The following is a 24273-nucleotide window of genomic DNA, read 5'->3' on the forward strand; positions in this document are numbered from 1 at the left end:
GTGGGTTTAGAAGAAAAATTACCGAGCGGATTTTTACTTACTACAGTTGAAAAACTTGCTGGATATATGCGAAAGAACTCACTTTGGCCAGCTACTTTTGGTTTAGCGTGCTGCGCGATTGAAATGATGGCAGCAGGTGCTGGTCGATATGACTTAGCACGGTTTGGAATGGAAGTATTTAGAGCATCACCACGCCAAGCAGATTTAATGATTGTTGCTGGAAGAGTTAGCAACAAAATGGCGCCAGTTGTTCGTCAGATTTATGATCAAATGGCAGCACCTAAGTGGACTATTGCAATGGGTGCTTGTGCATCATCTGGTGGAATGTTTAATAATTATGCAATCGTGCAGGGCGTTGATCACATAATTCCAGTTGATATTTATTTACCAGGTTGCCCACCAAGACCTGAAATGCTCATGGATGCAATTTTGAAGTTACATGAGCAAATTGGTAACGAAAAATTAGGTCCGAACCGCGAGAAGATTATTAAAGAAGTAGAAGCTGCTGCTTTAGCAGCTAAGCCAACTCATCAATTAAAAGGTTTATTAGCATGAGTGAAAACGGAATGTTTGGCGCAAAGGGAAGTGGAGACACCTCTGGTTTTGGTGGATTAGTAAATACCTCTTCTAATGTCGGCGTAACCCAACGCCCTTTTGGCAGTTATTTCGATCAAATAGCTGATGATCTAGAGCGGGCATATCCATTATTTAGTGATGCAATTGAAAAAGTTGTAGTTGACCGGGGCGAGCTAACATTATTTATTAAGCGTGATCGACTATTTGATGTCGCAAAAATTTTACGTGATCAACTTAAGTTTGAAATGTGTATTGGCGTAAGCGGAGCACATTACCCAAGCGAGGTCGGACGTGAACTTCATGCGGTCTACTCATTACTTTCAATTACTAGAAATCAACGAATTAGATTAGAAGTTTGCGTATCAGAAAAAGATTCACACATGCCATCTTTAGTTGAAGTTTGGGCTGGTGCGAATTGGCATGAGCGCGAGACATATGACATGTTTGGAATTATTTTTGATAATCACCCAGGGTTAACAAGAATTTTAATGCCAGATGATTGGCCAGGATTTCCGCAACGAAAAGATTATCCACTTGGTGGAATTGATATTGAATACAAAGGTGCAACTGTGCCCGCACCATCTCAACGCCGGAGCTATCAATGACAACTTTTACCGATCCCTACGCATCCTCACAGGAAACTACGGAAGGCCGAGTTTATTCTGTAACCGGGGGTGACTGGGATTCATTAGTTACTGAAATTGGCGCGACCAAAGAAGAGCGTGTTGTTTTAAATATGGGCCCACAACATCCATCAACACATGGTGTGCTGCGATTAGTACTAGAACTTGATGGTGAAACAATTACTGAAACACGATGTGGAATTGGTTATCTACATACAGGTATTGAAAAAAATACTGAATACCGAAATTGGACACAAGGCGTAACTTTTGTAACCAGAATGGATTATTTGTCTCCAATGTTTAATGAGACTACTTACTGCTTAGGTGTTGAAAAGCTTTTAGGGATTACAAACGATGTAACAGAGCGGGCTACTGTAATTAGAGTAATGATGATGGAATTCAATCGAATCTCATCTCATATGGTTGCTCTTGGAACTGGTGCACTAGAGCTAGGCGCATTATCGCCAATGATTTTTGCATTTAGAGAACGCGAAAAAGTATTAGATGTATTTGAGATGGTTTCTGGGCTGCGAATGAATATGGCATACGTCAGACCTGGCGGAGTAGCGCAGGATTTACCGGATGGCGCGCTTAGCAAAATTAGGCAGACTGTTAAAGAATTACGTCATAACTTTAAAGATAATGAAAAACTCTTAGTTGGTAATTCAATTTGGATTAAGCGCACACAAGGTATTGGTTACTTAGATTTAGCAGGTTGCACAACACTTGGTATTACTGGCCCAGTTCTTCGTTCAACTGGTTTAGCTTGGGACTTAAGAAAAGCCCAGCCTTATTGTGGATATGAGAATTATCAATTTGATATCCCAACCACAGATAGCTGTGATGTTTATGGAAGATTTTTAATAAGGATGCAAGAGCTTGAACAATCACTAAGAATTATTGAACAGTGTGTAGCTAAATTAGAAAAACTAGAAGGTGAGCCAGTAATGGTTGCCGATAAAAAAATTGCTTGGCCATCTCAGTTATCTGTCGGCGCAGACGGAATGGGTAACTCACTAAATCACATTAGAGAGATTATGGGCGAATCAATGGAAGCGTTAATTCATCACTTCAAATTAGTAACAGAAGGTTTTAGAGTTCCAGTGGGACAGGTTTACACCGCAATTGAATCACCACGTGGTGAACTTGGCGTTCATTTAGTTTCAGATGGCGGCACCAGGCCATACCGTGTTCACTTTAGAGATCCATCATTTAATAATCTTCAAGCAACTGCAGCAATGTGTGAAGGTGGACAGATTGCAGATGTAATTGCAGCTGTTGCATCAATTGATCCAGTAATGGGTGGGGTTGATCGCTAATGGCATATACAAATGATCAGATATCAATAATGGATTCAATTATTGCAAGATATCCACGTAAGCGAAGTGCGATTATGCCTCTACTTCACTACGTGCAATCAATTGAAGGTTATGTGACAAATGAAGGAATTGAATTAATCGGAAAGAAGCTTGAATTAGCTACCGCTGAAGTAACTGCAGTTTCAACTTTCTATACTCAATACAAGTCAAAGCCAGTAGGTGAATATCACGTTGGTATCTGCACAAATACATTATGTGCAGTTATGGGTGGAGATGTGATCTTTGATGCGGTTAAAGAGCACCTCGGAATTGAAAATAATGGTCTAACAAGTGATGGAAAAGTTTCTGTAGAACATATTGAATGTAATGCAGCGTGTGATTACGCACCAGTTGTAATGGTTAATTGGGAGTTTTACGATAATCAAACTGTGGAATCAGTTAAAAATTTAGTAGACGGAGCTAGAAGTGGTAATCCACCAGCACCAACACGTGGGCCTAAAACACTTAGAACTTGGAAACAAAACTCAGCTGTTCTTGCTGGTATTTCAGATGGGCTTTCTGGTGAAGGTGTGCAAGCAGGTGCTCCAACATTACTTGGGCTTAAGAAAGCAAAAGGTGGAGCATGAGTAAATTAACTCCAGTTCTTTCAGCTAATTGGGATGAAGCAGATTCATTTACGATCACAGGTTATAAGCGCAATGGTGGTTACACCGCAATTGCTAAAGCATTGGAAATGCCAGCGGATGAAGTAATTCAATTAATTAAAGATTCAGGATTACGCGGCAGGGGTGGCGCAGGTTTTCCAACTGGTAACAAGTGGGGCTTTATTCCACAAGGAGATAATAAGGAACATTATTTTGTTGTTAATGCAGATGAATCAGAACCTGGTACCTGTAAAGACACACCACTAATGATGGCTAATCCACATGTATTAATTGAAGGAATAATTATTGGTTCATATGCAATTAGAGCAAATTATGCATTTATATATATTCGTGGGGAAGTAGCTCACGTTGTGCGAAGGGTTCAGCAAGCCATTGAAGATGCCTATGCCGCCGGACTACTTGGTAAAAATATATTAGGAAAAGGATTTGATTTAGAGTTGGTATTACATGTTGGAGCTGGTGCTTATATTTGTGGTGAAGAAACTGCGCTACTTGATTCTCTAGAGGGCTTTAGAGGACAACCAAGACTTCGCCCACCATTTCCAGCAATCGCAGGCTTATATGCAAAGCCAACAGTTGTTAATAATGTTGAATCTGTGGCTTCAGTACCAGCAATAATTAATAACGGAGTCACTTGGTTTACCGCAATGGGAACTGAAAAAAGTAAAGGGTTTACGCTTTATTCATTATCTGGGCATGTTAATAATCCTGGTCAGTTCGAAGCACCACTTGGAATTACTTTGCGCCAATTACTTGATATAGCTGGCGGAGTTAGAAATGGACACAAGTTAAAGTTTTGGACACCAGGTGGGTCATCTACACCAATCTTTACTGATGCTCATCTAGATGTTCCACTTGATTATGAAGGCGTAGCAGCTGCTGGCTCAATGTTAGGTACAAAAGCACTACAAATATTTGATGAAACAACTTGCATTGTTAGAGCAGTATTACGCTGGACTGAGTTTTATAAACATGAATCTTGTGGAAAGTGCACACCGTGCCGTGAAGGAACCTGGTGGTTAGTACAAGTACTAAAGGATTTAGAGGCAGGAAAAGGAAGTGAAGCAGATTTAGATAAGTTGCTAGATCTTTGCGACAACATCATGGGGCGCTCATTTTGTGCGCTCGCTGATGGCGCAGCTAGTCCAATTATTTCCTCACTTAAGTATTTCCGCCAAGAATATTTAGATCACTTAGCAGCTGGGCAGTGCCCATTTGATCCAATGGCTGCAACATTATTTTCACCAATAGGTGCCAAATGAGTATTCAAGAGTTAAGTACAGATCAAGAGGTAGCAGTTGAAATGATTACCTGCGTTATCGATGGATTTGAAATAACTGTTCCAAAAGGAACTCTGGTAATCCGTGCTGCAGAAAAATTAGGAATACAAATCCCAAGATTTTGTGATCATCCATTACTTGAACCAGCCGGTGCTTGCCGACAATGTTTAGTAGATATTGAAATAAATGGAAGAGCATTTCCTAAACCACAAGCCTCTTGCACGATTCCAGTTGAAAACGGAATGATTGTTAAAACTCAATTAACCTCAGCCGTTGCAGACAAAGCACAAAAAGGTGTTATGGAGTTGTTATTAATTAATCACCCACTTGATTGTCCAGTTTGCGATAAGGGTGGTGAATGTCCACTTCAAAATCAAGCAATGTCTACCGGCAGAAGTGAATCTAGATTTGAAGGAATAAAGCGCACATTCGAAAAGCCAGTTGCTATTTCATCTCAAGTATTACTAGATAGAGAGAGGTGTGTACTTTGCGCCCGATGCACAAGATTTTCTGAACAGATCGCCGGTGATCCATTTATTACATTAAATGAGCGAGGCGCTCTGCAACAAGTTGGTATATATGAAGATGAGCCATTTGATTCTTATTACTCAGGTAATACTGTGCAGATCTGCCCAGTTGGTGCACTCACCGGCACTTCATATCGATTCCGTGCCCGACCATTTGATTTAGTTTCAACTAGCTCTGCTTGTGAACACTGCGCTTCAGGATGTGACATGCGCACTGATGTTAGGCGCGGTAAAACATTAAGAAGATTAGCTGGCGATGATGCTGATGTTAATGAAGAGTGGAATTGCGATAAAGGTAGATGGGCATTTAAGTATGAAGTAGCAAAGAACAGATTAACTGCTCCAATGATTAGAGATTCAAGTGGGCAACTACAAGAAGTGTCATGGCCTGAAGCTTTAGCAGCAGCTGCGGCAGGTTTAAGAGATGCTAAAGCAGGAGTTTTAGTTGGTGGCCGCTCAACAATCGAAGATGCTTATGGTTATAGCAAGTTTGCGCGCGTTGCGCTGGGTACAAACAACATTGATTTTAGATCACGTGTTCACAGTAATGAAGAGCTAGATTTCTTAGCCAGTGCACCATTAACTGCTACCTATAAAGATATTGATAAAGCAGATCATGTTGTACTAATTAATTTTGAACCAGAAGATGAATCACCAATTATTTTTCTTCGTATTTACAAACAAACTCATAAGAGATCTATAAAAGTTACAACTATTGCACCATTTGCAAGTAGGGGTAGTGAGAAGTTAAAAGCAAATCTAATTAAGTGTGCTGCCGGTAATGAAATTTCAGCAATTTCTTCACTTACGGGATTAACAAAAAAGACTGTAGTTCTAGTAGGTGAGCGATTATCAGAAACACCCGGAGCGCTATCTGCAGTTTTACAGTTAATAAATCAATCTGGTGCAAAGCTTGGTTGGGTACCAAGAAGAGCTGGAGAACGTGGCGCGATTGCAGCGGGCGCTTCAGGTAATTTATTACCCGGCAATAGATTAGTTTCTGACTCAGCAGCCAGAGTTGATATCGCAACTGTTTGGTCATCTTCTTCACTACCAACAGATTCTGGAATGAATACTTTAGAGATTATTAACTCTGACCTGCAGGCAGTACTAGTTGGCGCAGTTGACCCGATGGATATTTCTCCCGATGCAAAGATAAAGTTGTCTAAGAAGTTTATAGTTTCATTAGAAATTCGACACAGTGACATTACGGATATTGCAAGTGTTGTATTGCCAGTTGCTGCTGTAGTTGAAAAAAGTGGGTCATTTATGGATTGGCAAGGCAATGTCCGTAAATTTGAAGCAGCAGTTGCTCAATCATTAAATAGAAGTGATGTAAGAATTTTGTCCATGCTAGCTGATGAGATTGGTAAGCCAATTAACCTACCAACAGTTAAGGCAGCACGAGTTGAGTTTGACTCAATTGGCAATTGGGATGGCGCGAAAAATACTTTCAAGTCAGTTGCCCCTGTAGCTAATAAGAATGTATCAAGTGATGAAGCCATACTTACCTCTTGGCGAAATCTGCTAGATAAAGGTTCTCTGCAAGATGGCGAGGATAATCTTGCCGGGACTGCTCGCAAATCAGTTGTAGTAATGAGCGCAGATAGAGCAAAAAAACTTGGAGTTAAAGAAAGTGAACTAGTTAGAGTTTCAAATGAGTATGGTGCAATTACATTGCCTTGCCAAATCGCTGATATTGAAGAAGCTAGTGTTTGGTTACCTCGTAATTCAGCAAGCAGTCAGCTAATTAGAAATTTAGGCGTTGTTAGCAATTCAATTGTTAAGGTGGCCAAAGCATGACTAATGCAGAATTAATCAGCCAAGATCCAGGTTGGATTATTGCTCTTAAAGGAGTAATAATTTTTGCTGCATGCGTATTTTTAACAATTATGTCAGTTTGGGGAGAGCGGCGGATTGTTGCGCGTATGCAACAACGAAGTGGGCCCAACCGAGTTGGTAAATTTGGACTGCTCCAAGCTTTAGTAGATGGCGTAAAGCTAGCTTTAAAAGAGGATTTAATTCCAAAAGCAGCTGATCGAATTGTTTTTGTATTAGCACCCATTATTAGTACCACCACTTGTTTTATGGCTTTCGCAGTAATTCCATTAACTGGTGAAGTTAATTTCTTTGGATATAAAACAGCGATGCAACTTACAGACTTATCTGTTGGTGTGCTTTATGTCTTAGCAATTGCATCCGTTGGTGTGTATGGAATTGTTTTAGCAGGATGGTCTTCCGGCTCCACCTATCCTTTATTAGGTGGACTTCGTTCATCTGCTCAAGTTATTTCATATGAAGTTGCTATGGGACTTTCTTTAGTTGCAGTATTTATTTATTCAGGATCAATGTCCACTTCTGAAATTGTGGCGGCGCAAGACCGATGGTGGTATGCCGTAGTTCTTTTCCCATCATTTATTATTTATGCAATCTCTATGGTTGGTGAAACTAACCGTGCACCATTTGATTTAGCAGAGGCAGAAGGTGAATTAGTTGGCGGATTCCATACTGAGTATTCATCACTTAAATTCGCACTATTTTTCTTGTCAGAATATGTAAATATAATTGCAGTATCTGCTTTAGCAACAACATTATTCCTAGGTGGTTATCGAGCCCTTCCTGGGCTTGGTTTTACAGAACAATGGCTAGGTGGTTGGTTTACATTAGTTTGGTTCTTTGTAAAGGTATTAGCTTTCTTCTTTGTATTTGTATGGCTGCGTGGAACTCTGCCACGCCTGCGGTATGACCAATTTATGAAGTTTGGTTGGAAAGTATTAATTCCATTTTCACTTGCCTGGATCATGATTGTTTCAACACTGCGAGTTATGTCTCAGCGTCAGAGTTCCACCTTTTTATTAGTTGCTTTTATTTTTTCTGTAACATTTATATATATTGGTATTACTTCACTTATGGACAGAGCAAAAGTTAAAACAGATATCGCATCAAAAATTACAAATAATACTGAACCAGATTTTCCGGTACCAGAAATCCCAAACTCAAGAGCGGAGCAGTTAAATGGCTGATGAATTAATGCCCAGATCTGATGAGTTTGGCTTAGCCAAATCTGATGCAGCTAAGGCACCTATTACAAACCATGAAAGATCAAGCCTAGGTAAGCAACTTCTTGGCTTTTGGGTCACATTTAAAACCATGTTTAAAAAAGTTAATACTATTCAATACCCAGAGGTTAAAGAACCTACCGCAGAGAGATTTCATGGTCGCCACCAATTAAATCGTCACCCTGATGGACTTGAAAAATGTATTGGCTGCGAGTTATGTGCTTGGGCATGTCCTGCCGATGCTATTTATGTTGAAGGTGCTGATAACAAAGAGGGTGAGCAATTTTCACCAGGTGAGCGATATGGCAAGGTTTATCAAATTAATTACTTACGTTGTATTTTTTGTGGACTTTGCATAGAGGCATGTCCAACACGAGCACTTACTATGACAAATGAATATGAATTAGCTGATGATACTCGCGCAAAACTGATTTTTGAAAAAGATGATCTATTAGGTCCACTAAGAGCGGGAATGGTTCCACCACCACATCCAATGTATCCAAATACGGATGATGGTAATTATTATCGCGGTGAAGTTACCGGTTCACATCCATCACAAGGCATCGCTAAAAATGATTAATTTAGCCCTCGATATTGGGACAACAGCTGGTCCTGAATCGGTTTTGTTTTATTTTTTAGCACCAATTTCTATTTTAGCTTCAATTGGAATGCTCCTAGTTAAAAAAGCAGTTCATTCTGCACTGCTTCTTGCTTGGGTAATGATTTCCTTAGCTATTTTTTATATTGCCCAAGATGCACTGTTTTTAGGAATTGTTCAGATCGTGGTTTATACCGGAGCCGTAATGATGCTCTTCCTATTTATTTTGATGTTAGTTGGTGTTGATACATCTGACTCACTTGATGAAAATATAAAAGGACTACGTCCTATCGCAATTACTGCAGCAATTGGTTTTGGAGGCCTACTTACATCTTTGATATCTCGTGCAACACTTGGTAGACCCACAGCTGTTTTTATCGATGCAAATTCTGTGGGTAATGCAAATGGAATTGCTGAATTGTTATTTACGAAATACGTCTTTGCTTTTGAAGTTGTTTCAGCACTATTAATTACTGCAGCGTTAGGTGCAATGGTTTTAGCTCACAGCCAAAAATCTCGATCTAAATTTGCTCAACGAGATTTATCTATTGCTCGCTTTAGAAAAGGCGAACTTAAAGATGCCGCAGGCCTTCCTGGCCCAGGTGTTTATGCACTTCATAACGCAGTAGATGTACCTGCTTTATTGCCTACTGGAAAAGCTGCACCAACTTCAATCTCTGCAGTGCTCCAAGCCAGAGGTGACATTATCGAAAGTTCTAAATTCCAACTTCAAGCCGAAGAAGAGGAGAAGTGATGGCAATCGCTAACTACCTTTATCTTTCTGCAATTTTGTTTACGATAGGTGCTATTGGTGTTGTAGTAAGACGTAATGCAATTGTTGTTTTTATGTGTATTGAATTAATGCTAAATGCAGCAAATTTAGCCTTTGTTACTTTTGCCCGAATCAACGGAAATTTAGATGGACAAGTTGTCGCATTCTTTACAATGGTTGTTGCTGCTTGTGAGGTTGTAGTTGGACTTGCAATTATCGTAACGATTTATAGATCTCGTCGTTCTGCCTCAGTCGATGATGCAAGTTTGTTGAAACTATAAAATGTTAACTTCAGCTAATTTAGTTTGGTTAATTGCGCTCCCATTATTTAGCTCTGCTATTTTGCTTTTAGCTGGTAAAAGATCAAATTCCTGGGGACATGTCATGGCTACTATTGTCTCAGCCTGCACATTCACGGTTGGCGCTGTTGAGTTTTTTGCAATGCAAGGAAGAGCAGAAGAATCACGCGCCGTAACTCAGAAATTATTTACTTGGATCTCAGTAGGTTCATTTAATGTAGATGCCTCATTACTTCTAGATCAATTATCTATTTGTTTTGTACTGTTAATAACTGGTGTTGGTACATTGATTCATATCTACTCAATTGCCTATATGTCTCATGATCTAGATCGCCGTAGATTTTTTGCATATTTAAACTTTTTTATTGCAGCGATGTTGTTATTAGTACTAGGTGATTCATACTTAAACCTATATGTTGGTTGGGAAGGCGTTGGTCTTGCTTCCTATCTTCTAATCGGATTCTGGAATCAAAAACCAACCTATGCCACTGCAGCAAAGAAAGCATTCATAGCTAATCGAGTTGGTGATGTTGGGCTATCACTTGCCATCATGATTGCATTTGCAACCTTTGGCGATGTTTCATTTGCTGGGATTAAAGATCAAACAGAGAATGCCTCTTCAACTCAACTAACTGCGATCGGTTTAATGTTATTACTCGCAGCTTGTGGAAAATCAGCTCAGTTCCCACTTCAGTCTTGGTTAGGTGATGCTATGGCTGGTCCAACACCAGTCTCTGCCTTAATTCATGCTGCAACAATGGTTACCGCTGGCGTCTATTTAATTACTCGCTCAAACTTCATCTTTGATGAGGCTCCAATTGCGCAAATGATGGTCTTAATTATTGGCGGCGTTACTTTGCTATTTGGTGCAATTATTGGAACTGCTAAAGATGATATTAAAAAAGCACTTGCAGCATCGACTATGTCTCAAATTGGCTACATGATTTTAGCAACCGGACTTGGTCCAATCGGTTATGCCTTTGCAATCATGCACTTACTAACTCATGGTTTCTTTAAGGCAAGTATGTTTCTTGGCGCCGGTTCTGTAATGCATGGCATGAAAGATGAAGTAAACATGAGAAAATTTGGTGGAGTTGGAAAGTTTATGCCAATTACTGCTCTTACCTTTGGGCTTGGTTACTTAGCAATTATTGGCGTACCACCATTTGCTGGTTTTTATTCAAAAGATAAAATTATTGAAACTGCATTTAATGCCGGAGGCATAAAAGGAATCACATTAGGTTTAGCCACCTTGCTTGGCGCAATGATCACTGCCTTTTATATGACTCGAGTTGTAATTTTGACTTTCTTTGGGAATGAAAGATGGGGCCATAAAGATGAGCCACACGAGAGCCCAGCATTAATGTTAATTCCAATTGGATTGCTATCTGTTGGATCAATTGCATCTGGTTTTATTTTGTCTAAAGGTGAAGGATTAGTTCATTGGCTTGAACCAGTTGTAAACCCTCTTAAAGAACATCATGCAGAGGAATTCTTACCCCCAATCGTGGTTTCAGCAATGACACTATTAGTGATAATTATTGGAGTGTCAATTGCAGTTATTAAGTATCGTGGTGATCAATTAGCAATTGCTCCAGTGAAGGTTTCATTGCTAACAAAAGCTGCAAGGCGTGATCTATTTCAAGATGATTTAAATGAAGTTGTATTTATGCGTCCAGGACAATCATTAGTTAATAATCTATTAAACCTTGACTACTTAATTATTGATGGATTAGTTAGAGCAGTCGGCAGTGTTTCAATAACTGCTGGTAGCAAACTTCGTACTTTACAAAATGGCTATGTTAGAAGTTATGCGCTAATGACTGTAATCGGCGCATTGGCACTTCTAACTGTTATTTGGGCGGTGACTGCGTGAGTCTATTAACAATTATTGGGTTATTGCCATTAGTTATTTCAATTTTAATCGTTGCAATACCAGGTCAGAATATTGGATTGATTAAAAAAGTCGCTTTCGTTGGAACAACAGTTATCGCAATAATTTCTATTTTACTAGCAATCGGCTTTGATAAGTCAGATACATCACTTCAGTATGTGCAGAGTAATGCTTGGATTCCTACCTTTAATATTAATTACTCAGTAGGTATTGATGGTATTTCACTTGTATTAATACTGCTCTCTACGATTTTAGTGCCAATTGTTGTACTTGCTACTTGGCATGAATCTGACAGCGGGCGATGGAGCGCAAAAGTTTTCTATGTTTTAATTTTAATACTAGAAACAATGATGATTGGCGTCTTTGCTGCAACGGACCTATTTCTTTTCTACGTATTTTTTGAAGCAATGCTGATTCCAATTTATTTCCTAATCGGTGGATATGGAAGTGGAAATAAATCAGCTGCTGCAGTTAAGTTTTTACTTTATAGCTTATTCGGTGGTTTGCTAATGCTTGCCTCAATTATTGGTATTTATGTTATTTCTGGAAATCAAATCGGTGCTACTTTCGATTTAGCGCAGCTTGCAACTCTTGAAATTGATAATCAAACCGAAAACTTTTTATTTCTTGGCTTTTTTATTGCATTTGCAATTAAAGCACCACTATGGCCATTTCATACTTGGCTGCCAGATGCTGCCAAAGCAGCGACTCCTGGCACATCAGTACTTCTACTTGGTGTACTAGATAAAGTTGGTACTTACGGAATGATACGTTTTTGTATCCAATTATTCCCAGATGCTAGTAAAACATTCACTCCATTAATTATTACCTTAGCTGTAATTTCTATTATTTATGGAGCCTTTATGGCAATTGGTCAAAAAGATATTAAAGGTCTTATTGCTTTCACATCAATCTCACACTTTGGTTTTATAACTATGGGTATCTTTGCTATGACATCACAAGGTATGTCTGGTGCAAACTTGTATATGGTAAATCATGGGTTTTCTACCGCCGCGCTCTTCTTAATTGCTGGTTGGATGATGATGCGAAGAGGATCATCAACTATTTCTGATTTTGGTGGGCTGCAGAGAGTTACGCCGGTAATGGCTTGGACTTTCTTTATTGCTGGAATGTCTAGCTTGGCTTTACCTGGATTATCGAGCTTCGTAAGTGAGTTTCTAGTATTAGTTGGTACGTATACACGTTATCCAGTTGCAGCAATTATTGGAACACTAGGAATAATTTTAGCTGCTTTATATATTTTAATTCCAGTTCAAAAAATGTTACATGGTCCGACTACGCCAGGCAACGAAAATTTAACCGATTTAAATCTGCGTGAAAAAATAGCTATCGCTCCAGTTATATTAGTAATTGTTCTAATGGGTTTCTATCCAAAACCCGTTTTAGATCTAATTAATCCAACATCTGAACAAGTTGTAATAAGTGCCGGTTTTAGTGATCCAGTTGCAAAGGTAGGTAAGTGATGTTAACCGCACCATCTTTGGGTTACTCGTTACTAGCACCAATACTTATTGTGTTAGCAGGTGCGGTAATTGGAGTTTTAGTTGAAGCATTTGTTGGTAAAGCCCGCCGTACAGCTATCCAAGTAACGCTAAGTATTGGTGTACTTGTACTTTCACTGCAACAATTATGGCGAATTAAAGATTTATCATCTACTACTGCAGCAGTTGGCTCTGTGACCATTGATAAAGCAGGAATTTTCTTACAAGCCACAATTATATTATTGTCACTAGTTGCTGTTTTATTAATTGCTGATCAAGATAACTTTGTCGCTCAAGCTTCAGCACTTCCTGGTTCACCTGAGGAACTAAATGCGCTACAGGAGAAGAGCCAGCAAACTGAAATATTCCCACTATTTTTATTTGCTGTATCAGGAATGATGTTGTTTACAGTTGCTAGCGACTTAGTAACTTTATTTGTCGCACTAGAAGTATTTTCACTACCACTATATTTATTAGCTGGTTTAGCTCGTCGGCGTCGATTGCTATCGCAAGAGTCAGCTCTGAAGTACTTTTTATTAGGCGCATACGCATCTGCATTTTTCTTATTTGGTGCTGCATTTTTGTATGGATATTCCGGAACCATTTCACTTGTCGGGATTAGCGCCGCGGTTGGAAGTGCTAATGATGTTTTCTTACTGATCGGCATAGTTTTTATCTCAGTCGGATTACTATTTAAAATTAGCGCAGTCCCATTTCACTCTTGGACACCAGATGTTTATCAAGGTGCGCCAACTCCAATAACCGCATTTATGGCTGCCTGCACAAAGGTAGCTGCATTCGGCGCTATTTTAAGAATCTTCTATGTTGGCTTTGCTGAGTCACAAACAATCTGGCGACCAATAATTATTGCCATAGCAATAATTACAATGTTGTTTGGTTCCATAGTTGCAATTGCTCAACGCGATGTTAAACGTATGCTTGCATATTCATCTATTGCCCATGCAGGGTTTTTGCTATCTGGAGTTGTAGCATTAAATAAAGATGGCTTAGCTGCATCACTCTTTTACTTATTTGCTTATGGATTTGCCACACTTGCCGCATTTGGAATTATTGCTCTAATCAGGGATTCATCTGGTGAGGTTAGTGATTTAAATCGATGGGTCGGTTTGGGTAAGAAATCACCACTTACTGCAGCCGCTTTTTCATTCCTATTATTAAGTTTTGCTGGTATTCCACTAACTTCAGGTTTTGTTGGAAAATTTGCAATTTTCTCAGCAGCTTATAAATCTGGGAATATCTCATTAGTTGTTGTTGGTGTATTAGCAAGTGCTATCGCAGCGTTTTTCTATATCCGAGTAATAATTATGATGTTCTTTACTGATCCAACTAACGACTCAGTCTCTGTAGTTATTCCTTCAGTTAAGAGCAAGATTTCTATTTCTGCCTCAGTATTAATTTCAATAGTTTTAGGTATCGCACCTTCACTGCTACTTACTACAGCAGGTAATTTCGCTAGCTTCATTAAATAATGAATCAGATAGGAATACCGAATTTAGATAAGAAACTTGAAGCCTCACTCATTGCCGATATGGTTAAAGTTGAAGAGTTAATGCGATCACATATTCAAGGCGATTACCCATTAGTTGTTGAAACATCTAGGCATTTAGTTGAAGCTGGTGGCAAAAGACTTCGACCTTTACTTACCTTAATTGCTGCTCAGTTTGGTGATCCAACTAATTACGACATAATTAAAGCCGCTGTGTGTTGTGAACTTACCCACCTTGCAACCTTGTATCACGACGACGTAATGGATGATGCGATATTAAGACGTGGTGTAATTAGTGCAAATAAGAAGTGGAACAATGCGGTAGCAATTTTAACTGGCGACTATTTATTCTCAAAAGTTTCAGATATGTTGGCAGATATTGGCCCAGCTGCAGTTAAATTGCAGGCAAAGACCTTTGAACGATTAGTAATTGGACAGATAAAGGAAACTCAAGGTAAGAGTGAAGGACTTTCTCAAATTGATCACTATATGAAGGTGGTAGCAGATAAAACTGGATCACTAATCGCCACAAGCGCCAGATTTGGTGCATTACTTTCTGGAGCCAAACCTGAAGTGGTAGAGGTATTAACAAAGTTTGGAGAGAAAATAGGAGTTGCATTTCAGGTAGCTGATGACCTTCTTGATGTAGCAAGTAATGAAACTGCTTCAGGTAAAACACCAGGCACAGATCTAAAAGAAGGCATCCCAACCCTAGTAACACTCTATGTGATAGCAGCTAATGAGACTGCAGATAAAGATTTAATTGCTAAATTACGTGGCCCAATAAGTGATCAAGATCTACCAGATGTTATTAGTAGACTTAGAACTCATAATGCAGTAAAAGAAGTTCAAGCATATTTAGCCCAGGTTGCTAAAGAAGCGAATGATTTATTAGTTGATTTACCTGAAGGTGCTGCAAAAGAAGGACTTAAGAATTTAACCTATGCCTTGGTCAACCGATCTACCTGATTTATATAAATCTCGTCCCAAAAATCCTAACGCTACCCATATAAATAAAAATCCAATTAATTTTGAAACCGATAGGGGCTCATTAAAAACTATAATTCCAATTAGAAACATAATACTAGGAGTTATGTATTGAAGTAGTCCAGTAATCGTAAGTGGCAATCTAGTAGTTGCAGCGTTAAACATAAGTAGCGGAGCCACTGTAAATATTCCAGCAGAAGCAAGTGCTAATGAAAAACCAATATCCTGGCCAAATTCAGCTTCTTTTTTACCCATAAGAACAATTAAGAACGTAAGGCTTGGTAAAAAAGAAACCAGAGTTTCAATTGATAGTGTTTCTAGAGCACCGGCATTTAATCTTTTTTTGATCAAACTATATGAACCCCAACTAAAAGCAAGTCCTAATGCAATTAATGGAATATGCCCGTAAGTTAGTGTCAAAATTATTACGCCAATTGTTGCTAATGCAATTGAGACTATTTGTAACCTGCGAAGTTTTTCTTTTAATACTAAAACACCAAAACTCACTGCAACTAGTGGGGTTATGTAGTAACCAAGGGCTGCCTCAACAACTCGATCAACTGAAACTGACCAAATATATATTCCCCAGTTCATAGATAGCAGTAGGGAGGTAAGTGCTAGTAGTGAAAAAGTTCTAGTATTTTTAATTAAACTCAAAGTTCTACGAAGCTGCTTTTGGTATGCCAGAAACAAAATACAAACCATTAAAGACCAGACTGCTCTATTTGCTAAAATTTCAAACGCTGATGCCCGATCTAGCCAGCGCCAATAAAGTGGGAGTAATCCCCAAATTATGTACGCACCAACACCATAGGCAATACCTGAACTATTTCGATTCACTCTGACCTTTTCTAGAGATAGTTATCGGTAATTAGTAAATTGAACAGCAAAATCCCAAGATTCGTTCTTAACCTGAGCAATTGCGGTTTGTAAATCATCTCTACTTTTACTTGAAACTCGAAGCTCATCACCTTGTATTTGAGTTTTTAGAGACTTCGGTCCACTTTCTTTTAAAAACTTTGCAATCTTCTTTGCATTCTCAGTAGTAATACCCTCTTTAAACTCACAATTAATTCGGTATGTTTTACCACTTAATTGCGGCTCACTAGATTCGAGATGTTTTAGTGAAACACTGCGTTTAACTAATTTATCCTTAAAAACATCAAGAGCAGCTTTAACTCGCTCCTCAGTATCTGCTTCAATTAAAACCTTGGCGCCAGTTTTCTCTACCTTTACTCCCGTATTCTTAAAGTCATACCTAGTTGCGATCTCACGGTCACATTGATTAAAGGCGTTATCTAACTCCATTTGATCAATTTTTGAAACGATGTCAAAACTACTATCCGCCATGTCTACACTTTACTCGTTAATTCATATTAATTTACTTCGGAAAATAAGTATGTTCTACTGCTTACAATTACGGAAAATAGTTGAAGTTTTGGCATAACAACTACTCAGGCTTTAGACTTTGCCTCGCTTAACAATCCTTGGCGGGTTGCCCGAGCGGCCAATGGGAGGGGACTGTAAATCCCCCGGCTCTGCCTTCGAAGGTTCAAATCCTTCACCCGCCACCAAAGAAATTAAAGCGAGTATTTTTCGATTAAAGTTTTTAGATTTATATCATTTCTTTCTTTGTTCCCGTTATTCCATAAACCAGTTTCTTGAGTTCCATCTACATAGTTTAAAATACTTTGGCCAGGTAATCGTTTTGTCTTTGTACCAATGCGTTTACTTTGGATAAACCACCAAAGATCATCTGTGTGAAATGCTAATTCTGTATAAGCTTTTTCATCAGTCACATCATTATGGAAAAATTCTGCCTTATATAGAGTACCAGCCCCTGAGGTAGCAAGTAGATCAATCGATGGTCCATCACTTAAAGAGTAGTTTTTCTGCCAATTAATATATGCAGATATTTTGCCTTCCGGGGTATGAATTATCTTGTGTACACGAGATGCGATTATTGTCCCTGGAGATAAATGATGTGCAATCATAAGTTTTAAGGTTAAATCCGTCTCAAAAATTAAATCATCGTCAACAACTATTATAGGTAAACTTCTTTCTAACCTAAGTGTTGGAATTAATTTTTTACCTGGCCCTAAGTTTTCACAGGTATTAATCTTTATAAGCCCGCTAGATGCTAAATCCTTTACTGAATCTGGAAGCTTGCCTAAGTCTTCATGTGCAATATTTAAATATATATTTTTTGCAATAAGTCTTTGTGCAAGCAAGGAATTAAGCGCTTGGCTTAAGGTATTAAATCTTGCTGGATGGCTAGTCAAAGAGATTACATGCTCCCAATTAACTGCCTTAAACTCTTTACTATCAGGAATCAATAATTGATTTAGCAAGATTCCACTAGTTGCTGACCTAATTTGACTTATATTTCCCATCGTAACTTTATGGTTTTTAGTAGCTTTACTACCTAGATTACGAGCAGTTCTAATTAAGTAATAAACAGCAAACACTTGCAGAACTAAAATCACTAGCAATAGCGAGGTATTCATTAGGTCTGCCTAACTTTGATGTAGTTATACTAATTTCATGGATAAGCCAACCATAATTCTAGCCACTAGTAACGGTATTGGAATGGGACATTTAACCAGAGCAAGTGCAATCGCTTCAGAATTGAAGAGTTTTGCTAATCCAATCATCATCTCAATGGCTTCTGGTGTAGTTGAAGTGCCAAAAATTGCTGGCGTTAGATTTGAATACATTCCAGGTCGTGACCGCAAATGGATGGGCAGGCATGAATGGGATGCCTATTTAAGAGATCGTATTGTTGCTTTAATTGATGAAACAAATGCAAAGATAGTTAGTTTTGATGGAGTTGTTCCATATCCAGGCATTATTGGAATTAAGAGCGTAAGATCAAATATTAATTTAGTTTGGGTTCGAAGAGGTTTTTGGCAAAAAACTCCCACCAGATATTTACTTAATCTTCAATCAAAGATGATGGATTTAATTATCACTCCAGGAGATTTTGGTCAAAGCTATGACAAAGGACCAACTGCTAAAAGAGCAGATTCAGTTATGGTTAAACCAATATCAATATTTAATCCTTTAACAACACTGAATAAAAGTGATGCCCGAAGCACACTTGGTTTAGATCAAGATCGTCCAGCAGTATTGGTTCAACTAGGGATAGGTGAAGCAGATCTAAATGCAAAGATGACTGCCGCACTGACCGGCTTAATATCTTGGCCAAATCTTCAAGTGGTATTAACTAAAGATCCAGTTGACTCTAATGGCAATAATCTCGCTCCAGCTGGCTTAGATATAAAAATAATTCGTCATTTTCCATTAGCAAATGTGCTTAATGCATTTGATGCAGCAATTTGTGCTGCTGGGTATAACAGTGTTCACGAGGAGTTGGCTGCAAAAATACCAACACTATTTATTCCAAATACGAGAGGTACTGATAATCAAGCTGCCAGAGCTTTATGGGCTGCAGATAATAAAATGGCGCTAACCGTTGATCAAAGTAATTTAATTGAGATTAAAGAAAATGCAGCCAAATTAGCCTTGGCTAGTATTCGTGATGAACTAGCAAATAACTGCGGCAAGCTTGAAAAGGTTACCGGCGCATTAGATGTGGCTAATTTATTTAAAGAGTTAGTAAACAAACCTGCAAAAAATGAAGAGCAGTTATCTACCACTTTATTTAAATTAAAATTACAGGATTTATTTGGTAGGGGTTGGCGAGGCAGTGTTTATTCTTTATTACAAGCTTTAACACTAGTTTATCGATGGTTTAAACCTCATAAGGATGTCCAAGTCATGCATGCAAATGACGTAAAAGTTTATGAGACAGATAAAGCAGATGAGTTACGTAAATTAATTAAAAGCGGTAATCCATTTGAACATCTAATTATTGGTGCATCAGAGTCATATAAAAGTAGGCGGATTGAGATTGCAAGCAAGGCTTACCTAAAGTAAGGGCTCAATTCGTAAATACTAAAGACGGGTTGTATCCTTAGTCAGCACTTCGCCCCCTTAGCTCAGTTGGTAGAGTGTTTCCATGGTAAGGAAAAGGTCAACGGTTCGATTCCGTTAGGGGGCTCGATTAACAAATAAATATTGAAAGATTTAAAAACTTGGCGGGGTAGCTCAGCTTGGTAGAGCAAGCGGCTCATAATCGCTGTGTCGTGGGTTCAAATCCCGCCTCCGCTACAAGTAATAAAGATGTGAAGTAAGGTGAGAATTACGCATCAATTTCAGTAAATGATGCAGGTCAGGTAACCTCACCCAAAGAAATTAACAACAGTTAATTTAACTACAAGGCTAGGAGCTCAACCATGGCAAGTAAAAGCGCAGATGTTCGTCCGAAAATTACAATGGCATGTGTTGAGTGCAAAGAGCGCAACTACATCACACGCAAGAATCGACGTAACGATCCTGATCGCTTAGAACTTAAGAAGTTTTGCCCTCGCTGCAAATCTTCACAACTTCACCGCGAAACTCGCTAAATAAACCCGCCTAATGGCTGGGTCAATTCGCATCTGCATAATCGCAGAGGGTTTTACAGAAGATTTAATTACCTGTGTTAGTGCAATAACAAAACACACTCAAACCCCGGTAAGTATCTATGCAAATGGTAAAAGTAATTGGTTAAGCGATGATTTATTTAAATCTAATCAGATAAACATTACTCAAGAGAAAAACCCACTTGGTTGGGGTAATGTGATTAATCATTTTTTAAGTACTAGTACCGAGGATTACTTAATAATTATGGATCCCTCCACAATTTTTACAGACGATCCCATCACCGCAACTCTTACTCAACTTGAATCTGGCTACCAAGGTGTTGGCTGGAAGGGTGGACTTGTTAATTTAGATGATCAATGGCGTAGCACTGATGATAAAGGAGTAGGTGAGGTGGATGTGCTTTTTAGTTACTTCCTAGCCCTTGATCGCGTATTTGCTCAAAAAGCTGGCGGAGCTAACCCAAGTGCTAAGTATTATCGAAATGCAGATATTGAACTCTCACTTGCAATTAGGGCTGCTGGTGGAAAGTTAATGCAGATTGATCTACCACTTACACAGGAGCGCCACCATGGTTACTACGATGTTGATCCAGATTATCGGGATAAGAACTCTCGTAAAAATTATCAGAGGATCCTAGAAAGATTTAGAGGAAAAAATGAGATCCTCTCACCACGTCGGTAGGCTTAGGTAATGGAACAGTTATCAAATTTCACAACACTTAAGGTCGGTGGGCCTGCCCGAAAGATTGTGCATGCTCATACCGCAGATGAATTAATTGAGTTTGTGAAAGCCGCAGATGCCGCTGGTGAACAAGTATTAATTTTAGGCGCAGGATCTAATTTATTAATTAGCGATGCTGGTTTTGCTGGCACAGTAATTAGAGTTGAAAGTAAGGGAAGCGCACTTGATTACGATGCCTGTAGTGGCGGAATGATTGAAGTTTCAGCCGGTGAAGACTGGGATAAATTTGTGGCGTTAACTATTGAAAATGGCTTTGCAGACCTTGAATCATTAAGTGGAATTCCTGGAACTATTGGTGGAGCACCTATTCAAAATATTGGTGCATACGGTCATGAAGTAAGTGAAACTATTGCCAGAGTTAAAGCCTTTGATCGTAAAAAAGGTGAAGTAGTAAGTTTTGCAAATGAACAATGTAAATTTTCATACCGCAACTCTATTTTTAAAGAAGAATCTGGTCGCTACGTAATATTAAGTGTTACTTTTCAACTTCGAAAAGGTGAACAATCTCTACCGATTGCCTATGCAGAGTTAGCTAAATATTTATCAGTGAATATCGGAGATAGAGTAAGTGTTAAAGCTGTTCGCAATGCTGTGCTAGAACTTAGAGGGCGCAAGGGAATGCTGATCGATTCAAAAGAAAATCAAATCCATTCAGCTGGTTCATTCTTCATTAACCCAATATTAAGTAAAGAAGCGGCTGATAAATTGCCAAGTGATGCACCACGCTGGCCACAAGCAGATGGCAAAGTGAAAACTTCAGCTGCTTGGCTGATGGAGCATTCTGGTATTACAAAGGGCGAAAAATTAGCCGGTGCTCAAATTTCTAGTAAGCATGTTTTAGCACTTTCCAATTCAGGTAGCGCAACAGCAGATGACATTATTGAGTTAGCAAAAATGGCCAGAGCTAAAGTTGATGAAAAATTTGGTATTAAATTACAAGCAGAGGTTCAATTAATTGGAGTAGATTTAAACTAAATTCCCTCACTAAGTAGTTTTTTAACTCTACCAATTCCTTCAATAATATCTTCATCTCCTAAGGCATAAGAAAAGCGCAGATAACCAGAAGGACCAAAAGCTTCACCAGGAACTGCTGCCACCTCAACCTCTTCTAATATCAAGGTCGCAAGTTCAGCTGATGTCTTCGGGCGCTTACCTCTAATTTCTTTTCCTAAAACTCCTTTAACTGAAGGATAAACATAAAACGCACCAGTTGGATTTGGACAAGAAACTCCTGGTATTTCATTAAGAAGCTTCACAATTAATTTACGACGGCGATCAAATGCCTCACCCATTTTATGCACAGCAGATAAGTCACCAGTAAGGGCAGTTATTGCCGCACGTTGTGAAATATTTGAAACATTTGAAGAAAGGTGTGATTGCAAATTAGTTGCAGCCTTAATCACATCCTTTGGCCCAATCATCCAACCAACTCGCCACCCAGTCATAGCGTATGTTTTTGCTACACCATTAATAATTATTGTTCGATCAGCAAGTGCTGGAACTGCAACACAGATACTTGGAGCAGTGGCACCGTCGTAGAGTAGGTGTTCATAAATTTCATCCGTTACTACCCATAAACCATTTGCGAGCGCCCAATTACCAATCGCCTTTACCTGCTCAGGTGAGTAAACCGAGCCAGTTGGATTAGATGGTGAACAAAACAGCAGCACCTTTGTTTTTGCTGTTCGCACCTTTTCTAGTTGCTCAACTGAGACTAAATAATTTTGTGACTCATCAGCAAAAACTTCAACAGATACACCACCGGCTAATTTGATGCACTCTGGATATGTTGTCCAGTATGGTGAAGGCAGTATTACTTCATCACCTGGATCTAAAATGGATGCAAATGCTTGATAGACCGCTTGCTTACCACCATTAGTTACTAATACTTGATCAGAGGTAATTTCATAATTTGAATCACGTTTAGTTTTTTTAACAATCGCATCCCGCAGTTCTGGTAATCCGGCAGCTGGTGTATAGCGGTGATTAGCTACAACTTTTGCGGCTTCAACTGCAGAGTTAACAATGTAATCAGGAGTTGGAAAATCTGGTTCACCGGCGCCAAAACCAATTACTGGCCGACCGGCTGCCTTAAGCGCTTTAGCTTTGCTATCAACTGCAAGAGTTGCTGATTCTGCAATAGCTGCAATTCGTTTTGAAACTCTAGGTTTTTCAGATGCGCTCATGGGGCTTAAGTGTGCCATCTACGCTTAAAAGAGGCTTCATATTTATCTCAGTTTTACCTTCGACTACTACCTCCTCTACACTTTCCCCCCCGGCGCTTGTATTAGGTCATGATTTTTCATGCCTTAATTCGGGACAAAGGGCAGTAGCTCAATTGGCTAGAGTTGCCGTCTCCAAAGCGGCCGGTTGGGGGTTCGAGTCCCTCCTGCCCTGCAAGTAGTTCGGTAATTAGTAAGAAGTAAGTAAGAACTGAAAAGAAAAGGAATAGGTAGATGAGCGAAGAGATTGTCTCAACTGAAGAAGCCAAAGGGCTCTTTGGTCGCATCGGCCTGTTCTACCGCCAAATTATTTCTGAATTAGTAAAAGTTGTTTGGCCAACTCGAAATCAATTAACCACCTACACAGCTGTGGTTTTAGTATTCGTTGGATTTATTATTTTAGTAGTTTCAATATTTGATTTAGTTTTAACAAAAATTACCTTCTGGGTATTCGGCTAAGGGATCTAGGAAAATATGATGTCAATTGATACCCCAGCTAATCCACCAGTGGATGCATTTGAAGCAGCTCTTGCTGTTACTGAAGTAGCACCAGTTGTTGAAGAGGTAATTGCGCCAGTTATTGAAGATGTAACTGATGAGAGTGTTAGTGAAGAAAATGATGAGAACGCTGAGTTTCGCGCCGCCCTTCGCAACGCGCCCGGTGAATGGTTTGTTGTTCACTCATACGCCGGATATGAAAAGAAGGTTAAGGGAAATTTAGTAAACCGTATTCAATCTTTAAATATGGAGGACTTTATCTTCCAGATTGAAGTTCCTGAAGAAGAGGTTCGCGAGCTTAAGAATGGCGCAATTAAAGTAGTAAAGCGCAACGTATTTCCAGGTTATGTATTAGTTCGTATGGAATTATCTGATGAGTCATGGTCATGCGTTAGAAACACACCAGGTGTTACCGGCTTTGTTGGCAACGCTCATCATCCATCACCACTTACGCTTTCTGAAGTTGAAAACATCTTAGCTCCACGCCCACTTAAGAAGGGCGGCAAGATTGAGATGAAGGATATTGATTATGCAATTGGTGAATCCATCACTGTTATGGATGGTCCGTTTGCAACACTGCCTGCAACTATCTCTGAGATCATGCCAGAGCAAGCAAAGTTAAAGGTATTAGTCTCTATCTTTGGCCGCGAGACTCCAGTTGAACTTTCATTTCATCAGGTACAAAAGATTTAACGAGAAGAGAAAAGGAAAAAACC

Annotated in this window: 24 protein-coding genes and 4 tRNA genes; 24 read left to right on the top strand and 4 right to left on the bottom strand. The window is 39.2% G+C overall.

The window, feature by feature from the left end; genetic code table 11:
- The 14 genes from B1sIIB91_RS00365 to B1sIIB91_RS00430 are packed head-to-tail and all read left to right on the top strand — an operon-like array spanning position 1 to position 15590.
- Positions 1-555: a NuoB/complex I 20 kDa subunit family protein gene (locus B1sIIB91_RS00365; RefSeq protein ID WP_029563786.1), complete on the top strand. Its 555-nt coding sequence runs from the start codon at positions 1-3 to the stop codon at positions 553-555.
- On the top strand, positions 552-1181 hold the full coding sequence (locus tag B1sIIB91_RS00370) for an NADH-quinone oxidoreductase subunit C (protein WP_095687684.1): 630 nt from the start codon (positions 552-554) through the stop codon (positions 1179-1181). The genes B1sIIB91_RS00365 and B1sIIB91_RS00370 overlap by 4 nt, the downstream gene beginning before the upstream one ends.
- Positions 1178-2518, top strand: coding sequence for an NADH-quinone oxidoreductase subunit D (locus tag B1sIIB91_RS00375; RefSeq protein WP_095687685.1), 1341 nt, complete (start codon positions 1178-1180; stop codon positions 2516-2518). Before B1sIIB91_RS00370 ends, B1sIIB91_RS00375 begins: the two co-directional genes overlap by 4 nt.
- On the top strand, positions 2518-3144 hold the full coding sequence (gene nuoE / locus B1sIIB91_RS00380) for an NADH-quinone oxidoreductase subunit NuoE (protein ID WP_095687686.1): 627 nt from the start codon (positions 2518-2520) through the stop codon (positions 3142-3144). Before B1sIIB91_RS00375 ends, nuoE begins: the two co-directional genes overlap by 1 nt.
- Positions 3141-4445, top strand: a complete 1305-nt coding sequence (gene nuoF, locus B1sIIB91_RS00385; RefSeq protein WP_095687687.1) for an NADH-quinone oxidoreductase subunit NuoF — start codon at positions 3141-3143, stop codon at positions 4443-4445. Before nuoE ends, nuoF begins: the two co-directional genes overlap by 4 nt.
- On the top strand, positions 4442-6793 hold the full coding sequence (locus B1sIIB91_RS00390; protein ID WP_095687688.1) for an NADH-quinone oxidoreductase subunit G: 2352 nt from the start codon (positions 4442-4444) through the stop codon (positions 6791-6793). The genes nuoF and B1sIIB91_RS00390 overlap by 4 nt, the downstream gene beginning before the upstream one ends.
- The gene (gene nuoH / locus B1sIIB91_RS00395) at positions 6790-8013 is read left to right on the top strand and encodes an NADH-quinone oxidoreductase subunit NuoH (protein WP_095687689.1); all 1224 of its coding nucleotides are present in this window, start codon (positions 6790-6792) and stop codon (positions 8011-8013) included. The genes B1sIIB91_RS00390 and nuoH overlap by 4 nt, the downstream gene beginning before the upstream one ends.
- Entirely contained in the window at positions 8006-8629 is a 624-nt protein-coding gene (gene nuoI, locus B1sIIB91_RS00400; protein ID WP_095687690.1) for an NADH-quinone oxidoreductase subunit NuoI, read from the top strand. Before nuoH ends, nuoI begins: the two co-directional genes overlap by 8 nt.
- On the top strand, positions 8622-9401 hold the full coding sequence (locus tag B1sIIB91_RS00405; protein WP_095687691.1) for an NADH-quinone oxidoreductase subunit J: 780 nt from the start codon (positions 8622-8624) through the stop codon (positions 9399-9401). The genes nuoI and B1sIIB91_RS00405 overlap by 8 nt, the downstream gene beginning before the upstream one ends.
- Positions 9401-9700, top strand: a complete 300-nt coding sequence (gene nuoK / locus B1sIIB91_RS00410) for an NADH-quinone oxidoreductase subunit NuoK (protein WP_018227387.1) — start codon at positions 9401-9403, stop codon at positions 9698-9700. The genes B1sIIB91_RS00405 and nuoK overlap by 1 nt, the downstream gene beginning before the upstream one ends.
- 1 nt (position 9701) lies before the next feature.
- Positions 9702-11594, top strand: a complete 1893-nt coding sequence (gene nuoL / locus B1sIIB91_RS00415; RefSeq protein WP_095687692.1) for an NADH-quinone oxidoreductase subunit L — start codon at positions 9702-9704, stop codon at positions 11592-11594.
- Positions 11591-13096, top strand: a complete 1506-nt coding sequence (locus tag B1sIIB91_RS00420) for an NADH-quinone oxidoreductase subunit M (RefSeq protein ID WP_095687693.1) — start codon at positions 11591-11593, stop codon at positions 13094-13096. The genes nuoL and B1sIIB91_RS00420 overlap by 4 nt, the downstream gene beginning before the upstream one ends.
- The gene (gene nuoN, locus B1sIIB91_RS00425) at positions 13096-14604 is read left to right on the top strand and encodes an NADH-quinone oxidoreductase subunit NuoN (RefSeq protein ID WP_095687694.1); all 1509 of its coding nucleotides are present in this window, start codon (positions 13096-13098) and stop codon (positions 14602-14604) included. The genes B1sIIB91_RS00420 and nuoN overlap by 1 nt, the downstream gene beginning before the upstream one ends.
- Positions 14604-15590 carry a polyprenyl synthetase family protein gene (locus B1sIIB91_RS00430; RefSeq protein ID WP_095687695.1) on the top strand — a complete coding sequence of 329 codons (987 nt, stop codon included), beginning with the start codon at positions 14604-14606 and terminating at the stop codon, positions 15588-15590. The genes nuoN and B1sIIB91_RS00430 overlap by 1 nt, the downstream gene beginning before the upstream one ends.
- On the opposite strand, the gene rarD is transcribed toward B1sIIB91_RS00430, so the two are convergent.
- Together rarD and B1sIIB91_RS00440 are read right to left on the bottom strand one after the other, a co-directional pair.
- Positions 15558-16448, bottom strand: coding sequence for an EamA family transporter RarD (gene rarD, locus B1sIIB91_RS00435; RefSeq protein ID WP_095687696.1), 891 nt, complete (start codon positions 16446-16448; stop codon positions 15558-15560). The genes B1sIIB91_RS00430 and rarD overlap by 33 nt on opposite strands.
- Before the next feature lie 21 nt (positions 16449-16469).
- Complete coding sequence (locus B1sIIB91_RS00440) at positions 16470-16958, bottom strand: YajQ family cyclic di-GMP-binding protein (protein WP_095687697.1); 489 nt, start codon at positions 16956-16958, stop codon at positions 16470-16472.
- Positions 16959-17097: 139 nt separating this feature from the next.
- Between B1sIIB91_RS00440 and B1sIIB91_RS00445 the strand changes: the two genes are divergently transcribed.
- Positions 17098-17182 (top strand) — tRNA-Tyr (locus B1sIIB91_RS00445).
- Between the two features lie 6 nt (positions 17183-17188).
- Here B1sIIB91_RS00445 and B1sIIB91_RS00450 read toward each other — a convergent pair.
- Positions 17189-18115: a hypothetical protein gene (locus B1sIIB91_RS00450; RefSeq protein ID WP_095687698.1), complete on the bottom strand. Its 927-nt coding sequence runs from the start codon at positions 18113-18115 to the stop codon at positions 17189-17191.
- A 37-nt stretch (positions 18116-18152) separates the two neighbouring features.
- Here B1sIIB91_RS00450 and B1sIIB91_RS00455 point away from each other — a divergent pair, with 37 nt between their 5' ends.
- From B1sIIB91_RS00455 to B1sIIB91_RS00480, 6 genes are all read left to right on the top strand, one after another.
- Positions 18153-19547 carry a glycosyltransferase gene (locus tag B1sIIB91_RS00455; RefSeq protein ID WP_095687699.1) on the top strand — a complete coding sequence of 465 codons (1395 nt, stop codon included), beginning with the start codon at positions 18153-18155 and terminating at the stop codon, positions 19545-19547.
- 51 nt (positions 19548-19598) lie between these two features.
- Positions 19599-19671, top strand: a tRNA-Thr gene (locus tag B1sIIB91_RS00460).
- 36 nt (positions 19672-19707) lie between these two features.
- Positions 19708-19781: transfer RNA gene (locus B1sIIB91_RS00465), tRNA-Met, on the top strand.
- 125 nt (positions 19782-19906) lie between these two features.
- Complete coding sequence (rpmG, locus tag B1sIIB91_RS00470) at positions 19907-20077, top strand: 50S ribosomal protein L33 (protein ID WP_009611904.1); 171 nt, start codon at positions 19907-19909, stop codon at positions 20075-20077.
- Positions 20078-20090: 13 nt separating this feature from the next.
- Complete coding sequence (locus B1sIIB91_RS00475) at positions 20091-20777, top strand: hypothetical protein (protein WP_095687700.1); 687 nt, start codon at positions 20091-20093, stop codon at positions 20775-20777.
- Positions 20778-20786: 9 nt separating this feature from the next.
- Positions 20787-21812 carry a UDP-N-acetylmuramate dehydrogenase gene (locus tag B1sIIB91_RS00480; protein ID WP_095687701.1) on the top strand — a complete coding sequence of 342 codons (1026 nt, stop codon included), beginning with the start codon at positions 20787-20789 and terminating at the stop codon, positions 21810-21812.
- Here the strand turns inward: B1sIIB91_RS00480 and B1sIIB91_RS00485 are convergent.
- A complete protein-coding gene (locus B1sIIB91_RS00485) occupies positions 21809-23023 on the bottom strand; it encodes a pyridoxal phosphate-dependent aminotransferase (RefSeq protein ID WP_095687702.1) in 1215 nt (404 codons plus the stop codon). The two genes, B1sIIB91_RS00480 and B1sIIB91_RS00485, sit on opposite strands and share 4 nt — an antisense overlap.
- 137 nt (positions 23024-23160) lie before the next feature.
- On the opposite strand from B1sIIB91_RS00485, the gene B1sIIB91_RS00490 reads away from it, so the two are divergent.
- The 3 genes from B1sIIB91_RS00490 to nusG all read left to right on the top strand — a co-directional run bounded on the left by B1sIIB91_RS00490 (position 23161) and on the right by nusG (position 24250).
- Positions 23161-23234, top strand: a tRNA-Trp gene (locus B1sIIB91_RS00490).
- 59 nt (positions 23235-23293) lie between these two features.
- On the top strand, positions 23294-23518 hold the full coding sequence (gene secE, locus B1sIIB91_RS00495) for a preprotein translocase subunit SecE (protein ID WP_095687703.1): 225 nt from the start codon (positions 23294-23296) through the stop codon (positions 23516-23518).
- 18 nt (positions 23519-23536) lie between these two features.
- The gene (nusG, locus tag B1sIIB91_RS00500; protein WP_018226777.1) at positions 23537-24250 is read left to right on the top strand and encodes a transcription termination/antitermination protein NusG; all 714 of its coding nucleotides are present in this window, start codon (positions 23537-23539) and stop codon (positions 24248-24250) included.
- The last annotated feature ends 23 nt before the right edge of the window (positions 24251-24273 follow it).

It is taken from the genome of Candidatus Nanopelagicus abundans, from assembly GCF_002288305.1.
In the GTDB taxonomy this organism is placed as follows: Bacteria; Actinomycetota; Actinomycetes; order Nanopelagicales; family Nanopelagicaceae; genus Nanopelagicus; species Nanopelagicus abundans.